The organism is Streptomyces sp. NPDC002130 (assembly GCF_040296465.1).
In the GTDB taxonomy this organism is placed as follows: Bacteria; Actinomycetota; Actinomycetes; order Streptomycetales; family Streptomycetaceae; genus Streptomyces.
Genome location: NZ_JBEOXI010000466.1, coordinates 1 through 3,393, shown reverse-complemented (window position 1 = coordinate 3,393; position 3,393 = coordinate 1). Strand labels below are relative to the sequence as shown.

At 72.9% G+C, this 3,393-nt stretch carries 5 protein-coding genes; 3 read left to right on the top strand and 2 right to left on the bottom strand.

Annotated elements, in window-relative coordinates; translation table 11 throughout:
• Nucleotides 1–112: 112 nt before the first annotated feature.
• Nucleotides 113–544, top strand: a complete 432-nt coding sequence (locus ABT116_RS41130; protein ID WP_351645312.1) for a CBS domain-containing protein — start codon at nucleotides 113–115, stop codon at nucleotides 542–544.
• 126 nt (nucleotides 545–670) lie between these two features.
• Nucleotides 671–1,213 (top strand): type 1 glutamine amidotransferase domain-containing protein, encoded by a 543-nt coding sequence (locus ABT116_RS41125; protein WP_351645309.1) that lies wholly within the window; start codon nucleotides 671–673, stop codon nucleotides 1,211–1,213.
• A 37-nt stretch (nucleotides 1,214–1,250) separates the two neighbouring features.
• Here the strand turns inward: ABT116_RS41125 and ABT116_RS41120 are convergent, their stop codons facing one another.
• A complete protein-coding gene (locus tag ABT116_RS41120) occupies nucleotides 1,251–1,538 on the bottom strand; it encodes a DUF6158 family protein (protein WP_351645306.1) in 288 nt (95 codons plus the stop codon).
• Nucleotides 1,539–1,602: 64 nt separating this feature from the next.
• On the opposite strand from ABT116_RS41120, the gene ABT116_RS41115 reads away from it, so the two are divergent.
• Nucleotides 1,603–2,703, top strand: a complete 1,101-nt coding sequence (locus ABT116_RS41115; protein WP_351645303.1) for a baeRF2 domain-containing protein — start codon at nucleotides 1,603–1,605, stop codon at nucleotides 2,701–2,703.
• 142 nt (nucleotides 2,704–2,845) lie between these two features.
• Here ABT116_RS41115 and ABT116_RS41110 read toward each other — a convergent pair.
• On the bottom strand, nucleotides 2,846–3,393 hold a 548-nt coding region (locus tag ABT116_RS41110), incomplete at its 5' end, for an ATP-binding cassette domain-containing protein (RefSeq protein WP_351645301.1).

The following is a 3,393-nucleotide window of genomic DNA, read 5'->3' as shown; positions in this document are numbered from 1 at the left end:
GGACGGGGCCGGTTACACCGGGCGGGTGTTGTCCGCGTAGGCCCCGGGGGGGGGGCACCGCGGCCTGCCGCGGTGCCCCCACCGGCTTGGAAACGGAGGGAAGGCCCGAGTGATGGCCGAGTACGTGAAGGACGTGATGACAGCGGGTGTGGTCGCCGTGCGCCCGGACGCCTCGCTCGTCGAGGCTGCGCAGCTGATGCGGACGCAGAACATCGGCGACGTGGTGGTGGCCGAGGGGCAGGACGTGATCGGCGTGCTCACCGACCGTGACATCACCGTACGGGGCGTCGCGGACGGCGCCGACCCGATGACGGTCAGCGTGCAGACCGTGTGCACCAGGAATCCGGTGACGGTGACGCCGGACGACCGGGTGGCGACCGCGGTGGAGCTGATGCGCGAGCACGCGGTACGCCGGCTGCCGGTGGTGGAGAACGGGCTGCCGGTCGGGATCGTGAGCCTCGGCGACGTGGCCGAGGCCGAGGACCCCGCGTCGGCACTCGCCGACATCAGCCGGGCCGAGCCGGACGCCCGGGGCGATACGTGAGCCCGGATCGGGCCGAGCCGATCAGCGCCACCGCCGGCACGACGAACGAGAACCACCACGAGAACCACGCAGGGAGCGACGCGGCGCGCTGCGGTGCCGTCCGCTCCGGGAAAGGACGTTGAGATCATGCGTATCGCGTTTGTGGTCGCGCCCGAGGGCGTCGAGCAGGTCGAGCTGACCGATCCGTGGCAGGCCGCGAAGGACGCCGGTCACGAGCCCGTGCTGGTGTCGACGCAGCAGGGTGAGATCCAGGCCTTCAACCACCTCGACAAGGCGGACACGTTCCCCGTGGACGAGGTCGTCGGCGACGCCGCACCGGACTCGTTCGGTGCCCTCGTGCTGCCGGGCGGTGTCGCCAACCCGGACTTCCTGCGGATGGACGACAAGGCCGTCGCGTTCGTCAGGGACTTCTTCGAGCACGGCCGCCCCGTGGCGGCGATCTGCCACGCGCCGTGGACGCTGGTCGAGGCGGACGTCGTACGCGGCCGGGAGCTCACCTCCTGGCCGAGTCTGCAGACGGACATCCGCAACGCGGGCGGCACCTGGGTCGACCAGCAGGTGCAGGTCTGTGACCACGGGGCGAACAAGCTGGTCACCAGCCGCAAGCCGGACGATCTGAAGGCGTTCTGCGAGACCTTCCTCGACGTCTTCGCGCAGGAGGCCGCCTGACGGCGTCCCCCGTCGGCCGCAACCAGGAGGGTGGGGCTCAGGTGCCGGGGTTCGTGGGAGTCGCCGACTCCCCGCTCCCCCGCTCCCGGGCCCCTTCGCGTGTGCGGCCCGCGGCCACCGGGCGGTGCGGGTTGCGGCGCAGGTACTCGCCCTCGAGCTGCGCCATGCGCTCGTTGTGGGCGCGCAGCGCGTCGTTCGAGCCGTAGAGCAGTGTGTCGTGGCGCGTGCGGTGGATGGTCTCCAGCTCTTTCATGAGCTGCTGGTCGTCCAGCCGGTCAGGGTCCACTCCGGTCATCGTGTCGCCCCGCTCGTCGTGTTCGTTCATGCGGTCCGGGTACCCGCCCCCGGAGCAACTGAGCACTACCCCCGAGCGGCATCCGGGAGGAACCATGGATCTCGCCTTTCTGCACCCACTGTACGAACACCCCGGGCCTTGGGCCTCCGTGTACGTCGACACCTCACGGCACACGGAGGGCACTCCCCACGAGCGGGAGCTGACCGCCCAGGCGATGGCCGGGCGGCTGGCCGAACAGGGAGCGGACGAGGCGACGTGCCAGGCCGTGCGCAGCGCGATCGAGGATCTGAAGCACTCTTCGGAGCCGCACGGCCGGGCCCTCTTCGCCCGCGCCGGCGAGGTCGTCCTCGACCCGCCGCTGGTCCGTCCCCCGCAGGGCGGTGACTGGGCCGAATGGGCGCCGCTGCCGCGGGTCGCGCCGCTGCTGGAGCTGGCCGGGGAGGACCCGGTGTGCGTGGTGGCGTACGTCGACCGCAAGGGCGCGGACTTCGAGCTGCGCAACGCGCTGGGCCGGGAGGACGCCGGGAGCGTCACCGGACGGCAGTGGCCGGTGCACCGGACGAGCTCCGCGGACTGGTCCGAGCGGCATTTCCAGCTGCGGGTGGAGAACACCTGGGAGCACAACGCCGCGGAGATCGCCGACGCGCTCGCGGTGTGCCAGGAGGAGACCAAGGCCGACCTGCTGATTCTCGTCGGCGACGACCGGGAGCGGCGGTCCGTGCACGAGCGGCTGCCCAAGCGGCTGCACGACCTGGTGGTCGAGGCGCCGCACGGTACGGGCAGCCGGCTGCTCGACGAGGACGTGGAGCGGGCCCGGGCCGAGCACGTGGCGCGGCAGGCCGAGGCGGAGCTGGAGCGGTTCCGCGCCGCCCGCAACCCCGACGACGAGGGCCGGACCGGGGCCGCCGAGGGCGTGCCCGCGCTGGTCGAGGCGGCGCGGGAGCACCGCATCGACGAGCTGCTGGTCCGGGTGGACGGGCCCGACGCGCACCGCGAGGTGTGGATCGGGGAGGACCCCGACCAGCTCGCGGTGCGCCGCACGGACCTGAAGGTCCTCGGCGAGCAGCACTCGTGGCCGGCCCGGGCCGACGACGCGCTGATCCGCTCCGCGGTGGCCACGGATGCGCCCGCGCTGGCGGTTTCCCAGGAGGAGGTGCCGGTGGGGGGCCTTGGGGCGTTGCTGCGCTGGAAGTGACCGGGGTGCCGCGACCAGCCGCCGCGGGGTCCCTCACGCATCGCGCGTGCGGGCCCGCGGTGGCTGGTCGCGCCCACGCGGCAGGGCCGCACAGCGATACAGCCCCGCGCCCCTGAGGGCCGCGGTCCCCGGGGCCGCGGCCCTAGCGGGCCCGTTCCACCCGTCGTTCGTCCCAGACCGGGTCCGGGGTCTCCCGGACCCGGCCGTCGCTGCCGAAGACCAGGAAGCGGTCGAAGGAGCGGGCGAACCAACGGTCGTGGGTGACCGCGAGGACCGTACCGTCGAAGGCCTCGAGGCCCTCCTGGAGCGCCTCGGCGGACTCCAGGTCCAGGTTGTCGGTCGGCTCGTCCAGCAGCAGCGCCGTCACGCCCTGGAGCTCCAGCAGGAGAATCTGGAAGCGGGCCTGCTGGCCTCCGGAGAGACGCTCGAACGTCTGCTCCGCCTGCTGGGTCAACTCGTAGCGGCGCAGCCGCGATGACGCGGCGCCGCGGTCCTGTGCGTGTTCCTTCCACAGGATGTCGAGGAGCGTGCGGCCCTCCAGCTCCGGGTGTGCGTGCGTCTGCGCGAAGTGGCCGGGCACGACCCGGGCGCCCAGCTTCCACTCCCCCGTGTGCGCCACGTCGTCGCCGGCGAGCAGGCGCAGGAAGTGGGACTTGCCGGAGCCGTTGGAGCCGAGGACGGCGACGCGTT